This is a genomic window from Streptomyces sp. bgisy100 (genome assembly GCF_057709105.1).
On record NZ_JBYITE010000005.1, the window covers coordinates 154,671 to 170,517 of the forward strand.

A 15,847-nucleotide genomic window follows, 5' to 3' on the forward strand; every position below is an offset into this window, starting at 1 on the left:
GCCCGCGGGAGAGCAGCCGCACCAGCCGTTCGCGCTCCTCGTCCCGCTCCAGCAGCGGCAGCGCGGGCGCGGCCGGGCCGGGCGGAACGGGCGGCATGGCGGTTCCGGTCGGGTCCGTCAGGGCGCTCCGTCAGCGTCAGGGCGGGAAGGCGCCCTGTACCCGGGGCCAGGAGCCGGTGGCGGGGGCCGCCGCGCCGCCGGCCTCGCCGAGCGGGCGGGCCGCGGCGAGGCCCGCGAGCAGCCCCGCCGCGGCCGTCACCTGGACAAAGCTCAACGCATTGCTGGCCACCGACAGCAGGGCCAGCACCGTCAGCGCGGCCCCCGCGGTGAGGGCGACCCCGGTGGACCGCTCCGACCGCCACAGCGAATGGAGCACCCAGCCGTAGGCCGCACCCAGCAGCAGCACCCCGGGAACCCCCTGCTCCGCCGCCTGCTTCAGCACTGCCGAATGGGGTTTGCCGTCCGAGTTCGCCGTCTGCTGCACCGTGGTGCTGAGGTCACCGAACCGGTCGGGTCCGGCGCCCAGCACCGGATGGTCCTCGGCGAGCCCGACCGCGTCCCGCCACAGCAGCATCCGGTGCTCGGTCAGCCGCGCCTCGGCCCGGGTCACCAGCCCGTCGGGGAGCCGGCCCTCCGCGAGCGCCCACGAACCGCCGGCCGCACAGGCCACCAGCACGGCCGCCCCGGCGAGGGCCGGCAGCCGGTGCCGGGCCGCCCCCGCGGCCAGCGAACAGATCAGGACCACCAGCGCCGCCACGCAGCCCGCCACCGAGCCGAGAACCAGCGCCGACCCGGCGACGGCCAGCGCCATCAGCCGCAGCGACAGCCGCAGCCCGGGCCTGCGGGTGGCCCAGGCGGCGCAGCACGCGGCACCCGCGGCCAGCGCCAGCTGAGCGGCGGTGGCACCGGTGTGTCCGGGAGCGGGCCCCACGGCCGGGCCGGGCAGGTCGTACGGCGTACCGGCCGCCAGGGCCACCCCGGCGAGCGCCGCGCCGACCGGGGCGGCGACCGGGAGCAGCGCTCCGCCGATCCGCCCGCAGGCGTATCCCGCCGCCACCGCGAGCAGCGCGAGCAGCATGCCCTCCGGGCGGGACTCACGGCCGGCCGCGGTGATCAGGGCCCAGGCGGCGCAGCACCCCAGGACGACGACGCCGGTCACATCGGCGGTGCTGCCGCGCTCCCGCGCGGCGGGTTCAGCGACAGACGGTGCCATCCCGTCGACCCCCCAGTTCTGACGGGCACCGCTCGCGCACTACGGGTGCCGAGCGGGCACATGGTCGGCCTACCGTATCGGCTGGGATGCCGGGCTGTGGAGCCCTGTGCAGGAGCAATGCCGCGACGGCGGGGCGGGACGCGGGTGACGTCGCCGGGCGACGCCGGGGTGCCGGGCTCAAGATCGGGGCGACCGTTAGGCTCATCGCATGGCAACGCCCGACTTCATCCTCGCCCTGCGCGAAACCGCCGGCCACCAGCTCCTCTGGCTCCCCGGTGTCAGTGCCATCGTCTTCGACGACGACGGGCGAGTGCTGCTCGGAAAGCGCGCCGACACCGGCCGCTGGTCCATCATCGGCGGCATCTGCGAACCGGGGGAGCAGCCCGCCCGCACCGCCGTGCGCGAGGTCTTCGAGGAGACGGCGGTGGAGTGCGTACCGGAGCGGGTCGTGCTCGTCCAGGCCATGGACCCGATGGAGTACGCCAACGGCGACCGGTGCCAGTTCATGGACGTCACGCTGCGCTGCCGCGCGGTCGGCGGCGAGGCCCGGGTCAACGACGACGAGTCGCTGGACGTGGGCTGGTTCTCCCTGGACAGCCTGCCCGAGCTGGAGGACTTCGCGCTGATGCGGATCAAGCAGGCTCTGGGGGATGGCCCGGCCTGGTTCGATCCTGCCGTCGCAGACTGACCGTTCCTGTGACCGGCGGGCCCTGACGCTGACCGATTCCGCCCTGGACGGATTCGGCCACGGAGCGATTCGGCCCCTGTCCGGTCGGGTGCCTTCCGGCCGTCCTGCCCGGCGTCCGTCCGGCGTGCCGGCCCCGTCGTGTGTTCCGCGGTTCTGCCGGGAAGGTCGGCGGTGCCTGCGTGTTCCCGAGCCCCCGGCATCCGTCGATGTCGCAGGTCGTCGGGGCTGCGCGGGCCCGGTGACACGGGGCCGGGCCGGCCGGTGACCGGTGTCCGAGGTGCGAACTCGTGGTGCCTGCGGCAGCGTGGACGACGGACATCAGCATCCGCCGACAGGAGGGCGGCTCCCATGAGAGAGCGGACCGGCGGAGGCCGTCACGGCCCCGCGGACAAATGGAAGGGCAAGGCCAAGGAGATGGTCGGCAAGGTCACCGGCGACGAACGTCTCCGTGGCGAGGGCCGGGCCGACCAGATGAAGGGCAGGGCCCGGGAGGCGATGCACGACGTCAAGGAGAACCTGGCCGGCGCCAGGGAATCCTTCAAGGACAGGAACCGGCGCAGGAAGGGCTGAGCCACCGGCGCCGGCACCGCCGCGAGGCCCGTGACCGCGCACTGTGCGGGTCCGCGGTGGCCGGGGGCACGGGAACCGTCGCAGTTCCCGAGAGCGAATAATCCCGTGCCGTACCACCGGTGGACGGGCAGACTCGCCCCATGGCGGACATGAGGGCGTTCCGGGAGGCGGTCACCGACTGGGCGACGGGCGGTCCCGGCGGTCCCGCGCGCGATCTGGCGGAGAGTCTGGGGGCGCGGACCGCGGTGCTCCTGGAAGGGCTGAGCGATCTCGCGGCCGTCGAGGCGCTGGCCGCGCGGCGTCGCCGGGACCTGGCCGCCGAGGGAGTGTGTGTCGTGCCGATGGGCGGGGCGATGAGCGTCGGCCGCTATGCCGGCCTCCTCGGGCCGCCCGGCCTCGGTCTGCGCTTGACCGGACTGTGCGACGAGGGCGAACGGGGCTTCTACGAGCGTGGCCTGACGCGGGCGGAGGCACCGCTTCAGGACATCTACGTGTGCGCCGCGGACCTGGAGGACGAACTCATCCGCGCGCTCGGCACGGCAGGAGTCGAGGAGATCCTCCGCGCCGAGGGCGACTTCCGCGCCTGGCGGACCTTCCAGCGCCAGCCCGCACAGCACGGCCGGCCCCGGCATCAGCAGGTGCGGCGCTTCCTCGGCACGAAGAAGGGCCGCAAGATCCGGTACGGCCGTCTCCTGGTCGAGGCCCTCGCACCGGACCGGACACCGCCCCCGCTCGACGGCCTCCTCGCGAGACTGTGAGGTCGTGGGCGGGCTGCCGTTCCGATCGTGCTCGACGGCAACGAGCGTGGGGTGGTGCCGACCGTCGCCCCTCCGCCCCTGGACCGCGCATTCCCGGTAATCGTCGGGCTTCCGGACGGAATGCATCGAGGCCACGGGCGGTGATGGCTGGATTTCCCGGGAATGCCGAGTGCCGCGTCGATCGGCCCGCGCAGGGGAATGCCGGTTTCGGCATTCCATGGGTGGGAGACGGGACGGAGTTCGCGACGTGGCAGTCGGTCGGTGCTCTTCCCGGCTGTTGTGGCACCGAAGGGGCGCCCGGAGCGGACGAGTCGACGGGAGGAACAGCGGGGAAAGGAGCCGGAGACGGCAGAGGCTCCGGCGGCCGAAACGGAAGGGGAATCGTCGGTTGCGGTAACCGGAGTTCGTTGTTCCAAAGTGTCGACGGCCGGCGAATCAACGATCTGGAGGGCCTTTTTGGCTGCCGATATGCTGTGGCCATGCTTCCCTCCGCCCCCCATGCGCCGGTGCCCGCGGGTGCCTCCCGGCTCGCCAACGTCGGTTCCTCGCCCGTCCGGGAGATCCTGGCGCTCACCGCCCGCCCCGAAGTGATCTCCTTCGCGGGCGGTCTGCCCGCTCCGGAACTCTTCGACATCGCGGGTATCAGGGCCGCCTACGACGGCGTGCTGGCGGAGGAGCCGCAGCGGGCCCTGCAGTACTCCACGACCGAGGGGGACACGGAGCTCCGGACCGCGGTCGCGGACCGGCTGACGGGGCGTGGCCTCTCAACCGGGCCCGACGACTTGCTGATCACCACCGGGTCGCAGCAGGCGCTCACCCTCATCGCCACCGCGATGCTGGAACCGGGCGATGTGGTGCTGGTCGAGGACCCCTGCTACCTGGCCGCCCTCCAGTGCTTCGGCTTCTCCGGAGCGCGCGTGGTCCCGGTGCCGACCGACGACGACGGCATCGTCCCCGCCGCCCTCGAGGAGATCGTGGCGCGCGAGCAGGCCAAGCTGCTCTACCTCGTGCCGACCTTCCAGAACCCCACCGGGCGGACCCTGCCGGCGGAACGCCGTACGGCGGTGGCCGAGGTGGCCGCCCGGCACGGCTTCTGGATCGTCGAGGACGACCCGTACGGGGACCTGCGGTACGACGGGGACCGGGTGCCGTGGATCTCCGGCTCCGAGGCGGCGGCCGACCGCACCGTGCTGCTCGGCTCCTTCTCCAAGATCATGGCGCCGGGGCTGCGGCTCGGCTACCTGCGTGCGCCCGCCGGTCTCCGCCGTTCCTGCGTGATAGCCAAGCAGGCGGCCGACCTGCACACCTCGACCGTCGATCAGGCCGCAGCGGCCCGCTATCTGCGGGACAGCGATCTCGACGCCCATGTCCGGACGATGTGTTCCGCCTACCGGGACCGCCGGGACGCCATGCTCGACGGACTTCCGGCGGCGCTGCCCGCGGGCAGCCGGTGGAACCGCCCGGAGGGCGGCATGTTCATCTGGGTGACGCTCCCCGAGGGGCACGACGCGACGGATCTGCTGAAGACTGCGGTCGGGCACGAGGTGGCGTACGTCCCGGGCGCGCCGTTCTTCGCGGGCACTCCCGATCCGGCAGCGATGCGGCTGTCGTTCACGACGCACTCGCCCGACGAGATCTCGGAGGGCCTGCGCCGTCTGGCGAAGACCTTCGCCTGAGCCCCTGGTCCGCTTCCGGGCGGCCCCGAGAGGCGGAAGGGTGCCCGGTGAGCGGCGGCGGCATGCGCCGAACGGGGCAGGGCCGCCGCGAGCCGGGTGGCCGGGATTCGGCCGTCGTGACGATGCCTGGGGGTGTCCGACGCGTCCGCCGGGTCTCCGGGCGCCTGTCTGGGACGATGCGCTCGCCACCGCCCGCCGAGGAGCGCCCAGGGAGAGACCATGGCAGGAAAATTCGAAGCGACCGTTGAGATCGACCGGCCCGTGGACGAGGTCTTCGCGTTCCTGGCCAACGGCGAGAACGACCCGAAGTTCAGCCCCCGGGTGCAGCGGATGGAGAAGAAGAGCGAGGGGGCGACGACGGTGGGCACCGTCTACCGCAGCACGGTCAAGGACGCCGGGATGACCACCCACCGGGAGTTCCGCATCAGCGAGTTCGAGCCGCCCCGGAGAATCCGCTGGACCGAGATCTCGACGAACCTGGTGACGGCCCCCGAAGGCGGCTACGACCTGGAACCCGCCGCGGACGGGCGGACCAGGCTGCGCGTCTTCAACGTCCTGGAGGGGCACGGCCTCGGCAAGCTGGTCGCGGGGCTCGCGCTCGGCGCCGCGCGCAAGGACGCCGACGCGTTCGCCCACCGGATCAAAGCGGCCGTCGAGGCATCCTGACCCGCCGCGCCGGGCGACGCATGCACCTCGCGGTGCGGTCGCAGTTGTCACGGGCCGCCGGAAGTGGGCCAGGGGCCCGGCGCCGTCGCCGGCACCCGGGCCCCTCACGAGCCGTTCACCGGCCCGTTCACCCCCCTCGGGTGACCCGTGTCAGCCCGTGGCCGGGCCGATCATCGCGGCGAGCACCGACCGCCAGTCCTCGCCGGGCCGTTCGGTGAGCACCGGCGCCAGCCGGTCCGCCCGGTACCGCCAGTGGTGGTCCAGGTCGCGGTGCGTCCCGGCCCCGAACGTCACCTCGCTCCCGCTGCCCAGCAGGGCGGCCAGCTCGGTGGCGAGGTCCGGCCAGGCCACATGGCCGCCGATCGCGTTGACCACCCCGTTCACCGGCTCGTCCAGACAGGTGACCAGCGCGCGGGCGAGCGCGGCGGCGTGCACCCAGGGCGCGCCGTACCAGCCGTGCTCCCCGGTTCCGGGGTCCGGCAGCACGAGCGGGTCCCCGGCCAGCGCCGCCTGGTACAGCGCCCCGGTCGCCCCCCAGCGCAACTGGTCGCGGAGCCGGTCGTGCGCACCCCAGACGATGGGGGAGCGCACGGCGGACGCACCTCCGCGGCCCTCGGCCCCGGCCGCGCCCAGCAGCAGCCGTTCGCAGGTCACCTTGGCGCTGCCGTACGAGGTCAGAGGCTCGCGCGACGGCGCGCCTTCCGCCACCTCGGCCTCGGCCGGGTGCCCGTAGGCGTCCACGCTGCTGACGAACACGAACGGGCCCTGCCGCCAGGCGTCCACCAGCGCCTCCATCGCCGCGATGTCCACCTCCGGTCGGGTGAAGGTGCAGGCCGCGTGGATGACGGCGTCCGCTCCGGAGCAGGCGGCGCGCAGGCTGTCGAGATCGGTCAGGTCGCCCTCGACGACCTCCACGCCGTCCCCGCTCACCCGGTGCGCCGACTCGGGGCGGGCGAGCGCCCGTACCGGCCGGCCGCGCCGGACGAGCTCCCGCACCACGAACGCCCCCACACCACCGGTGGCCCCGGTCACCAGGACGGTGCCGGTCCGGGGCGCGCACGGACGGCGGGCCGGAGTGGCCGCGGACGCCGCGGCCCGTTCGGCCTCCCGGGCGTCCAGCAGTGCCGCCAGGGCCCGGGGGGTGCGGCGCTCCATGACGTCCAGGCCGGTGAGCGGCAGCCGGAGCCGCTCCCGCAGCCGTTCGGCCAGCTGGACCGCGGTCAGGGAGTGGCCGCCGAGGACGAAGAAGTCGTCGTCCGGGGCCGGTTCCTGGGCCAGCAGCTCGGTGTAGGCGGCGAGGACGGCCTGTTCCCGCTCGCCGGTGAACGGCTCCGGTTCCGGCACGGGCGCCGGTTCCGTGGGCATCGCCGGCAGACCGGGCAGCCGCGTCCGGTCCACCGCCCCGTCGGCCGTGAGCGGCAGCGTGTCGAGCAGCGTCACCGCTGCCGGGACCGCGGAGCGCTCCAGCCCCGCGCGCAAGTGCGACCGCAGCTGCGACGGGCTCGGCCCGCCGGCACGGGCGAGAACCGCCCACGCCAGCGGCGGCCGGCCGGCGAACTCCACGACCACCGCGCCGGCCACGTCGGGGTGCGCCCGCAGACGCTCCTCGGCCGGATGGGCCGCCCCGGTTCCCGTCGGCCCGGTTCCCGTCGGCCCTGGGGCGTCCGGCCGACCGGACACCAGCAGGCCGCCGGGCAGCTCGGCCGCACGCAGCGCCGGGTCGGCGGCCACGGACGCCAGCAGCTCCCCGAACGCGTCCGCCAGCCGGGCGCCCGTCCCGTCGCCGAGGACGGCCGCGCTGTGCTGCACCAGGGAGACGGCTTCCCCCGCCTCGGCGACACCGAAGGACAGGTCGAACTTGGCCGTGCCGAGGTCGAGTTCGACGGCCTCGGCCGTGGTGCCGGGCAGCAGGAGCGCCGTGGGCTCCTGGAGCAGATCCGCTGTGACCCGGACCAGCGCGGTCCCGTCGCCGCCGCGCGCGGCGGCGCCGAGCCGCTCCACCACCAGGTCGAACGGCACCTCGCGGTGCTCCTGGGCCTCCAGCAGCGCCGTGTGCACCCGGTCCACCAGCGTCCCGAAGGCGGGGTCGCCGGACAGATCGACCCGGACGGGCAGGGTGTTGACGCACAGTCCGACGAGTCCGCGCATCGCCGCGCCCGTGCGGTGACTGCTCGCACAGCCGATGACCAGGTCGTTCTCCCCGGTGGCCCGGTGCACTGCGGCGAACGCCGCGGCCAGTACCACGGTGAACAGCGTGGTCCGCCGCTCCTGGGCCAGAGCCCGCAGCGCGGGCAGTACCTCGGCGCCCAGCGGCGCTTCATGGATCCGGCCGGCCCGGGCCGCCGGGCCGGACGCGCCGGTCCCGTCCGCGGCCGCGGTGCCGGTCCCGTCCCCGGTCCGGTCCGGGCCGGGCAGGACGAGCGGGGCGGCACCGTCGAGCCGGCGCAGCCAGTGCTCCAGGCCGGGCGCGAGCCGTTCGGCGGACGCGTGCTCCCGGCGGGCGAAGTCCGCGTACTGCGGGGCCGGGGCCAGCCGGTCGGCACGGCCCTCGCAGGCCGCGGCGTAGAGCTCCGCGACCTCCGTGGCGACCGTGCCGATCGAGCCGCCGTCCACCGCGATGTGGTGGAGGGCCAGCAGCACCGTGTGGTCCTGCTCGGCGTGCCGGACGACCAGCGCGCGCAGCATCGGACCCGTGGCGAGGTCGAACGGGCGGGCCGCCTCCCGGAGCAGCTGCTCCGTGCCGTCACCGGCCGCGTCCACCACCGGGACGGGAACCGGCGCCGGGTCCATGACCTGCTGGAACGGTTCGTCCTCGCGGTGGCCGTACCGGGTCCGGAGGATCTCGTGCCGCCGGACCAGCCCATCCAGGGCGGCGCCGAGCGCCGCGGTGTCCAGCGGGCCCCGGACGCGGGTGGCGAACGGCACGGCGTACAGGGCGCCGCCCTGGCCGAGCCGGTCCATCAGCCACATCCGCCGCTGCGCGCGGGAGAGCGGCACCGGACCGGAACGGTCTGCGGCGTCCGGGCCGGCGACCGCGCCGGGGGCCGGTGCCGGGCCGCCGGTTCGGGTGCGGGCCCGGGAACGGGCCCGGCGCAGCAGCGCTTCCTGCCGGGCGACGGAGGAGAGTGCGGGATCAGTGGCCATGGAGGTCCTCCGTCGGCAGGTCGGTGCGGGCGCCGTCGTGTCCGGTCGGGCCGAAGCCGGCCGCCGGTGCTGCGGATGCCTCGGGCCCGTCGGCTTCGTCACCGAGCCCGGCTTCGTCCCCGAGCTCGGCCAGCAGGGCGCGCTCCAGCACCGCCGCATGGCCGGCCACGGTGGGCGTGGCGAAGAAGTCCGCCAGGGGCAGCTCGACCCCGAGCTCCTCGTACAGGTCGTCGACGACGGCCAGCGCGAGCAGCGAGTGGCCGCCCAGTTCGATGAAGTCGGCGTCCCGCTCGGTGACCTCCCGCCCGAGGGAGAGGCTCCAGGCGCGGGCCACGGCCTGTTCGATGGGGCCCAGCGCCGCATCGCCCAGGGCGGGGGCGGCCGTGTCGAGCGCACCGGTGCCGGAGCCGTCCAGCTCGGCCAGGGCGCGCCGGTCCACCTTGCCGGAACTCGTCAGCGGCAGCCGGTCGACGACCGTCCACTCGTCCGGAACCAGATGCGCGGGCAGCCGTCCGGCGAGCCGGGCCCGCAGCGTCTCGGCGCGCGGCAGCGGCCCCGGAGCGGCCACGACGAACGCCGCCAGCCGGGCGTCGTCCGCGCTCGGCCGGCGCACCGTCACCGCCGCGTCGTCCACCTCCGGCTCCTCGCGCAGCGCGTGCTCGATCTCGCCCGGCTCGATCCGGAAGCCCCGGACCTTCACCTGGTCGTCCGCGCGGCCGTGGAAGTCCAGCACCCCGTCCGGACGGGCGGAGACCAGGTCACCGGTGCGGTAGAGCCGCCCGTGCGCCGGGTGGTCGACGAACCGCTCGGCCGTCAGCTCGGGCAGGCCGACGTAGCCGAGGGCCAGCCGCGTCCCGCCGACCCACAACTCGCCCTGTGTGCCCGGCGCCACGGGGTTCCCCTCGCCGTCCAGCACGTGCGTGGTGGCACCGGCGACGGCGCGCCCGATGGGCACCTGGCCGTCGCAGTCGGCGTCCGTGACGCGGTGGACGGTGGCGAAGGTCGTCGCCTCGGTCGGGCCGTAGGCGTTGACCAGTTCCAGCCAGGGGAAGGCCCGCAGCACCGCGCGGGCGTGGGCGGCGGCCAGCGCCTCGCCGCCGACCATCACGGTGCGCACCACGCCGAACAGCCGCGAACGGCGCACGGCCAGCTGGTGGAAGAGCGCGGTGGTGAAGAAGGCGACCGTGACACCGTGCCGTTCCACCTGCTGCGCCAGGTCCTCCAGCGAGGGCCGTTCGGCGGTGCAGACGGCGACGGACGCGCCGTTCGCCAGCGCCCCCCAGAGCTCGAAGGTCGACGCGTCGAAGGTGACCGGCGAGTGGAACAGGACGCGGTCCCGCGGGGTGACCGTTGCGTAGCCGGGGGCCCGCACCAGGTCCGCGATCCCGCGGTGGGTGACCGCCACGCCCTTCGGGCGGCCGGTCGAGCCGGAGGTGAACAGCACCAGCGCGGCACTGTCCGGGCCGGCGGCGACGGGCTCCGCCACCGCTGCCGGCTCCACGTCCGGCAGGGCGCCGTCGGCGGGCAGCACCAGGACCTTCTCGGGACTCAGGTCCGAGGACTCCAGGAGCTTGCCGTCGGTCAGCGTCAGCACGGCCTCGGTGTCGGCGAGCATCCGGGCGGTACGGGCCGCCGGGTGCGCGGGGTCCAGCGGCACACAGGTCGCGCCCGCCCACCACACCCCGAGCTGGGCGACGACCGTCCGCGCGGAGCGCGGGACGAGCAGGGCGACCCGGTCACCCGGCCGCACCCCGCGCTCCCGCAGCCGGCCCGCCAGCTCCGCGGCCGAGGACACCAGCTGCCGGTACGTCAGGGTGATCCCGCCGTCCAGCACCGCCAGGTCGTCGGGGCGCCGGGCGGCATGCCGGGCGATGAGGACGGGCAGCACGCCGTCGCCGTCGGGTGTCCGCCCGTGCGGCGGGGCGGCCGCGGAGACCGTCCCGGCGCCGGTGGTTCCGGTGGCAGCAGTTGCGGTGACGCCGGATGCGGTCGCCGGGGTCCCGTCGCCGACGGGCCGGCGGCTGTCGAGAAGTGCCGCCACCGCCCGCAGATCGGGCTGCCGCAGCACCTCGGGCGCCCGCAGCCGGACCCCGCTCTCCTCCCGCACCGCGGTCAGCAGCCGGGCCAGCGCCAGGGAATTGCCCCCGGCCTCGGTGAAGTTGTCCGTCAGCCGGATCTCCGGGGCACCGAGCAGATCACGGCAGAGCCGCAGCACCAGCCGCTCGCCGGCGCCGGTCCCCTCGTCCGCTCCGGAGCCGTCCGCCGCGCCGGTACCGTCCGCCGCCGTGGCGGGCGCGGACTCGCCGGTCGCGAGCAGCGCCGCGCGGTCCACCTTGCCGTTGGCGTCCAGCGGAAAGCCGTCCACGATCGTCAGTGAGGCGGGGACCGCCTGCTCGGGCAGCCACGGCCGCACCCCGCTCAGCACCGCGCTCGGGGAGAGCCCGTGGCCTGGTGCGGCCTGGACGAACGCGGCGAGCCGGGCGTCACCCGCGGGGGTGCGGCGCACCGCGACCACGGCCGCGGCGACCCCGGGGTCGCGCTCCAGCGCCGACGCGACCTCGGCGGGCTCGATCCGCACGCCGCTGATCTTCACCTGGTCGTCCAGCCGGCCCAGGAACTCCAGCTCGCCGTCCTCGCGCATCCGCACCCGGTCGCCGGTCCGGTAGACGCGGTCGGCCTCCGGCACGCCGAGGCCGTCCGGCGCGGCGGTGAACCGCTGTGCGGTCAGGGCCTCGTCCAGATAGCCGAGTGCCAGCAGCCGTCCGCCGATGCGCAGTTCACCGGCCTCGCCGCGGGGCAGCAGGGCACCCTGCTCGTCGGTGACGCACACGGTCACCCCCGGAACGGGCCGCCCGATGGGCGGAGCGCCCTCCGCGCCGCCGGCCTCACCGGGACGCATCGCGTACGTCGTGGTGACGACCGTCGACTCGGCCGGGCCGTAGGCGTTGTGCACGGTCACCGGCAGGCCCGCGGCCGGCCGGCGGCGCATCCGGTCCCCGCCGACGACCAGGTGTCGCAGCGTCAGGCCTGTCGGCCACGGCCGGTCCAGCACCGGCTCGGCCATCGGCGTGGCGGCCACGGAGACGGTGATCCGGGCGTCGCGCCACCAGTCGGTGAGCACCGCCGGGTCCCAGCGGACCGCGTCGGGGGCGGGGCAGAGGGCCGCACCGCTCGTCAGACCGCCCCACAGCTCCATCAGATGCGGGTCGAACGCGACGCCGATCAGCAGACTCTGCCGCTCACCGGGGCCGGCCCCGGTCTCCGCGCGGTACCAGTCCAGCAGCGCGCCGAGCGCGGGCTCGGCGACGGCGACGGCCTTCGGCGTGCCGGTGGAACCCGAGGTCAGGACGGCGTAGAAGGTGCCCTCCGGGGCGGCCGACGCACCCTCGGGAGGGGTGGTGAAGGCGGCCACCGCCGCGGCGGGCGCGTTGGCGCCCCGGCCGGGCAGGGCCAGCGCCAGCTGCTCACCGGTGCGGTGCGCCTCCGGCAGCAGGGCGGGCTCCCCGATGAGGCAGCCGACCCGGACGTTCTCAGTGACGGCGGCGATCCGCCGCTCCCCGGGCCGGGGCCCGAGCGGCAGATAGACGGCGCCGAGCCGGGCCAGGGCGACCGCGGTCACCACGAGCGCGGCGGACCGGTCCAGGCACACGCCGACCAGGTCGCCGGGGCGCACCCGGTCCCGCAGTGCGGCGGCCACGTCCGCGGCGGCCGCGTCGATCTCGGCGTAGCTCCACCGGTCCTCGCCGTCCAGGACGGCGGGGGCGTCCGGCGTCCGGCGCACCCACTCCTCGTAGTGGGCGAGCACGGCGCTCGCCGCGGCGGAGGGAGCGTCGCCGTGGGCCACGCTGAGCGGAGTACCGGACGGTGTGGTGGCGTCGGATGGGGTGCTGGTGCGGTGCTCGCTCATATCGACTCCGAAGGCGCGGCCGTCGTGCCGACGGCGGTCAGGGCGCGGGCCTGGTCGGCCAGCACCGGATTCTGGAAGAGGAGGCGCAGCGGCGGCCGGTCGCCCAGCCGGGGCTCCAGCCAGGCCGCGAGGTGCGCGGCGAGCAGCGAGTGCCCGCCGATCCGGAAGAAGTGGGAGGACTCGGAGAAGCGCGCGTGGCCCAGGACTTCGCGCCAGCCCTCGGCGAGCAGCGCCACCTCCGGGTCGGCGAACGCCGCCGGGGCCTCGTCCACCGGCTGCCGTACGGGCGTGAGGCCGGCTGCGGCCCGGGCCAGCGCGGCGCGGTCGGGCTTGCCGCCGGGCAGCAGCGGCATCGCGTCCAGCCGCACCCAGCGGCCCGGCACCAGCGCCCCGGGCAGCCGCCCGCTCAGCGCCGTGTGCAGGGCCTCCTGGTCGGGCTCGGTGGTGCCCTCGAGGAAGCCGATCAGCCGGGGGCCGCCCGCCGCGTCGCGGTCGAGCACGACCGCGCAGGACCGGCCGCCGAGCTCCGCCGACGCGGCGGCCTCGATCTCCTCCAGCTCGATGCGGTAGCCGCGCAGCTTGACCTGGTTGTCGCGGCGGCCGAGGAAGTGCAGCCGCCCGGACCGGTCGCGGTAGCCCAGGTCGCCGGTCAGATAGACCCGTTCGCCGCCCAGCGCCTCCGGGCGCACGAAGCGGGCGGCCGTGGTCTCCGCGTTGCCGACGTAGCCCTCCGCCAGGCCCGCGCCGCTGATGGCGAGTTCGCCCACCGCGCCGGCCGGCAGCGGCCGCAGCCCCGCGTCGAGGACGTGCACCCGCTCCCCGGGCAGCTCCGTGCCGAGCGGGATCTCGGCACCGTCCACCAGGTCCGCGGCGGTGATCTCGTGAACCGTGGAGCTGACCGCGGCCTCGGTCACGCCGTACACGTTGAGCACGGTGGCGTCGGTGTCGCCGAGGAACTCGCGCAGCGCGTCGGCCGGGATCCGCTCACCGCCGAGCACCACCAGCCGCGGCGCCCAGCGCCGCTCCCGCAGAGCGGGCCGGAGCTCCGCGCGGGTGGCGAGGAAGTAACTCGTCGGCAGGTTGGCGACGGTGACCCCGGTGTCGGAGAGCATCCCCGCCAGCTCGGTGCCGGTGGGCACCTCGCGATCCGGCACGACCAGACAGGCTCCGGCGTGCAGCGAGGGCAGCACCTCCTCCAGCGCCACGTCGAACGACGGCTGGGCGAACAACAGCACCCGGTCGTCGGCCACCATCCCGAACCGGTCCGCCGCGCCGGTCATGTGGTTCTCCAGCGCCGCCCGGCCGACGGCGACCGGCTTGGGAATGCCCGTCGAGCCGGAGGTGTGGATGATGTACGCGGCGCCCTCCACGGTCCGTGCCGGGTGGGCGAGCGGGAACACGCGGTCGCCGACCGGCGCCACCGGCAGGGCCGTCGCCGGCAGTTCCACACTGCCGTCGGTCAGCACCAGCGCCGGAGCGAGCCGCTCCAGCAGCAGGCCGAGCCGGGCCGCCGGGTCCTGCGGGGAGAGCGGGGCGTACACCGCTCCCGTCCGCAGACAGGCCAGCAGCGTCACCACGGAGTCGGTGCCCCGCGGGAGCACCGCCGCCACCGGCTGTCCCGCGGTCACTCCGCAGGCCCGCAGCCGCTCGGCGAGCTCCGCCACCCGCCGGTCCAGCTCCCCGTAGGTCAGCCGCAGTTCACCGGCGTGCACCGCGGGCCGTGCCGGGTCGTGCCGGGCGGCCGGGTCCAGCAGGTCGCCCCGCGCGTCGGACACCGCGGGCGCGGCCTCCGGGCGGGGGTCCGTCCCGGCCCCTGCCAGCGCGGCCAGCGGCGCCTCGGGGTTCTCCAGGTAGGACCGGAGGAGGTCCAGCAGCCGTCCGGCGAGCAGTTCCGCCACGTCCTCGCCGAACAGGTCGTCGTCGTAGTCCCACACCAGCGTCATACCGGGGGCGCCCTGCCGCGGGCTCACCCCACGGCGGTCGTCCGGCAACAGCACCACATCGAGGTCGAAGCGCGTGGTGCCGGTGTTGAACCCCTCGAACAGGGTGACGTCCAGACCCGGCACCTCGATCTCCGGGAGCGCCGCGTCATGGGCGCTGAACATCACGCTGAACAGCGGGTTGTCGGCCCCCGAGGTGTGCATGCCGAGCGCCCGGGTCAGCTCCTGCACCGGGACGTCCTGGTGCGGGAGCGCCCGGATCAGGGTGTCGGTCACCTCGTCCATCACCGTGTCGGCCGGGGCGTCCGGGTCCGGCGTCAGCCGCAGCGGGATCGTGTTGACGAACATCCCGACGGTCTCCTCGAAGCCGCGAGGGCGGTTGCCCACCGCGGTGCCGATGACCATCTCCGACCGGCCGCTGTGCCGCCGCAGCAGCTCCGCGAACAGGCCGAGCAGCGCCGCGAACGGCGTGAGCCCCCGCTCCCGGGCGTGCTCCCGCAGCTTCCCGGCGAGGTCCGCGCCGATGGACTGGCGGAGCTGGCCGCCCCGGTGCCGGCGCCGCGCACCCGGCCGCGCCAGGCCGGGCAGCGGCATGTCGAAGGCGGCCGAGCGCAGTTCGTCCTGCCAGTGGGCGAGGCTGCGGTCGCGGGAGGCGACGGCGTCCGGCGCCGCCGCGGCGCGCACGTGCTCCTCGTAGGAGGGCGCGGGCCGCAGTGCGACCGGCTCGCCCAGGACATGGGCCCGGTAGACGCTGAAGACGTCGTCGAGCAGGATCGCGAACGAGTGGCCGTCGTGGATCAGATGGTGTTCGACATGGATCAGCCGGTGCAGGTCCGGCGCGAGCCGCACCAGCGTCCAGCGCAGCAGCGGCGCCTCGCAGGTGTCCAGCGGGGTCTCGGCCTCGGTGCGCAGCAGCCGGGCGAACGACTCCTCGGGGTCCGGGTGTCCGGAGAGGTCCACGGTGCGCAGCCGGGGCGCGCACGCCGGGGCGACCCGCTGGCCGGGGATCCCGTCGGTTCCGGGGACCAGCTCCAGGCGCAGTCCCGGATGCCGGTCGAGCGTCGCGGCCAGCCCGCGGCGCAGCGCCTCCTCGTCGAGCGCGCCCCACAGGTCGAGCGCTCCGGTGAAGTTGTAGGCGCGGCTGCCCGGCGTCACTTGCTCGTGCAGCCAGACGATCTCCTGCGACGAGGAGAGGGGGAACATCGGCCATCCCTGGGGTAGTCGGGGTTCGGTATCGGTGAAACGGTCGGCCGGGAGCCCGGTGTGCGGGCCCTGCCGAGAGGGC

At 75.5% G+C, this 15,847-nt stretch carries 9 protein-coding genes; 5 read left to right on the forward strand and 4 right to left on the reverse strand.

Going from position 1 to position 15,847, the window contains the following annotated elements; translation table 11 throughout:
- Positions 1-136: 136 nt before the first annotated feature.
- Entirely contained in the window at positions 137-1,213 is a 1,077-nt protein-coding gene (locus AC3EQ1_RS05740; protein WP_432093158.1) for an O-antigen ligase family protein, read from the reverse strand.
- 208 nt (positions 1,214-1,421) lie between these two features.
- On the opposite strand from AC3EQ1_RS05740, the gene AC3EQ1_RS05745 reads away from it, so the two are divergent.
- The 5 genes from AC3EQ1_RS05745 to AC3EQ1_RS05765 all read left to right on the forward strand — a co-directional run bounded on the left by AC3EQ1_RS05745 (position 1,422) and on the right by AC3EQ1_RS05765 (position 5,571).
- Positions 1,422-1,901 (forward strand): NUDIX hydrolase, encoded by a 480-nt coding sequence (locus AC3EQ1_RS05745; RefSeq protein ID WP_432093159.1) that lies wholly within the window; start codon positions 1,422-1,424, stop codon positions 1,899-1,901.
- A 348-nt stretch (positions 1,902-2,249) separates the two neighbouring features.
- Positions 2,250-2,471, forward strand: coding sequence for a CsbD family protein (locus AC3EQ1_RS05750; RefSeq protein WP_432093160.1), 222 nt, complete (start codon positions 2,250-2,252; stop codon positions 2,469-2,471).
- A gap of 140 nt (positions 2,472-2,611) precedes the next feature.
- Positions 2,612-3,229: a TOPRIM nucleotidyl transferase/hydrolase domain-containing protein gene (locus tag AC3EQ1_RS05755; protein ID WP_432093161.1), complete on the forward strand. Its 618-nt coding sequence runs from the start codon at positions 2,612-2,614 to the stop codon at positions 3,227-3,229.
- A gap of 479 nt (positions 3,230-3,708) precedes the next feature.
- Positions 3,709-4,905 (forward strand): aminotransferase-like domain-containing protein, encoded by a 1,197-nt coding sequence (locus AC3EQ1_RS05760; RefSeq protein WP_432093162.1) that lies wholly within the window; start codon positions 3,709-3,711, stop codon positions 4,903-4,905.
- A 219-nt stretch (positions 4,906-5,124) separates the two neighbouring features.
- Entirely contained in the window at positions 5,125-5,571 is a 447-nt protein-coding gene (locus tag AC3EQ1_RS05765) for an SRPBCC family protein (RefSeq protein WP_432093163.1), read from the forward strand.
- A gap of 150 nt (positions 5,572-5,721) precedes the next feature.
- Here the strand turns inward: AC3EQ1_RS05765 and AC3EQ1_RS05770 are convergent, their stop codons facing one another.
- From AC3EQ1_RS05770 to AC3EQ1_RS05780, 3 genes are read right to left on the reverse strand one after another with little or no spacing between them, the layout of a single operon-like run.
- The gene (locus tag AC3EQ1_RS05770; RefSeq protein ID WP_432093164.1) at positions 5,722-8,715 is read right to left on the reverse strand and encodes a condensation domain-containing protein; all 2,994 of its coding nucleotides are present in this window, start codon (positions 8,713-8,715) and stop codon (positions 5,722-5,724) included.
- Positions 8,705-12,622: an amino acid adenylation domain-containing protein gene (locus tag AC3EQ1_RS05775; RefSeq protein WP_432093165.1), complete on the reverse strand. Its 3,918-nt coding sequence runs from the start codon at positions 12,620-12,622 to the stop codon at positions 8,705-8,707. Before AC3EQ1_RS05775 ends, AC3EQ1_RS05770 begins: the two co-directional genes overlap by 11 nt.
- Entirely contained in the window at positions 12,619-15,765 is a 3,147-nt protein-coding gene (locus tag AC3EQ1_RS05780) for a non-ribosomal peptide synthetase (RefSeq protein ID WP_432093166.1), read from the reverse strand. The genes AC3EQ1_RS05775 and AC3EQ1_RS05780 overlap by 4 nt, the downstream gene beginning before the upstream one ends.
- Positions 15,766-15,847 lie beyond the last annotated feature (82 nt).

Bases quoted from the DNA above. Each gene is read 5' to 3' on its own strand.
- AC3EQ1_RS05750 (WP_432093160.1), top strand. From the start codon at position 2,250: ATGAGAGAGCGGACCGGCGGAGGCCGTCACGGCCCCGCGGACAAATGG.
- AC3EQ1_RS05745 (WP_432093159.1), top strand. From the start codon at position 1,422: ATGGCAACGCCCGACTTCATCCTCGCCCTGCGCGAAACCGCCGGCCAC.
- AC3EQ1_RS05765 (WP_432093163.1), top strand. From the start codon at position 5,125: ATGGCAGGAAAATTCGAAGCGACCGTTGAGATCGACCGGCCCGTGGAC.
- AC3EQ1_RS05775 (WP_432093165.1), bottom strand. From the start codon at position 12,622: ATGAGCGAGCACCGCACCAGCACCCCATCCGACGCCACCACACCGTCC.
- AC3EQ1_RS05740 (WP_432093158.1), bottom strand. From the start codon at position 1,213: ATGGCACCGTCTGTCGCTGAACCCGCCGCGCGGGAGCGCGGCAGCACC.
- AC3EQ1_RS05755 (WP_432093161.1), top strand. From the start codon at position 2,612: ATGGCGGACATGAGGGCGTTCCGGGAGGCGGTCACCGACTGGGCGACG.
- AC3EQ1_RS05760 (WP_432093162.1), top strand. From the start codon at position 3,709: ATGCTTCCCTCCGCCCCCCATGCGCCGGTGCCCGCGGGTGCCTCCCGG.
- AC3EQ1_RS05780 (WP_432093166.1), bottom strand. From the start codon at position 15,765: ATGTTCCCCCTCTCCTCGTCGCAGGAGATCGTCTGGCTGCACGAGCAA.
- AC3EQ1_RS05770 (WP_432093164.1), bottom strand. From the start codon at position 8,715: ATGGCCACTGATCCCGCACTCTCCTCCGTCGCCCGGCAGGAAGCGCTG.